General features: G+C 60.4%; 1 pseudogene. It reads left to right on the top strand.

The window, feature by feature from the left end:
• Positions 1–107 precede the first annotated feature (107 nt).
• Positions 108–298 (top strand): annotated as a pseudogene (locus tag EN851_RS35485) (CHRD domain-containing protein); the annotation flags it as partial.

Here is a 298-nt window from a genome sequence, read left to right as displayed (position 1 = left end):
GGTAAAATAATTGTGTGCCGGGATACAAATCGCCGCCCAACCGTTTCAGGGAGGCATCCGTGCGTCGGGGAGCCGCGCAGGATGCTGCAATCAACGGAGGTTCTTTCATGCGCATCCTGTCCGTGCCGATGCTTTCGGCCTTAGCCGTCTCGACCGCCTTCCTTCTCGCAGCGCCGGCCATGGCCGAGACGATGAAGTTCAAGGCGACGCTCGACGGCAGCCAGCAGAGCCCGCCCGTGACCATCAAGGGCAAGGGCACCGCTACACTCACCTTCGACACAAACAAGAAGAGGCTTAC

Source organism: Mesorhizobium sp. M8A.F.Ca.ET.208.01.1.1 (genome assembly GCF_004791315.1).
Classification (GTDB): Bacteria; Pseudomonadota; Alphaproteobacteria; order Rhizobiales; family Rhizobiaceae; genus Mesorhizobium.
This window is presented reverse-complemented; position numbering and strand designations above follow the sequence as displayed.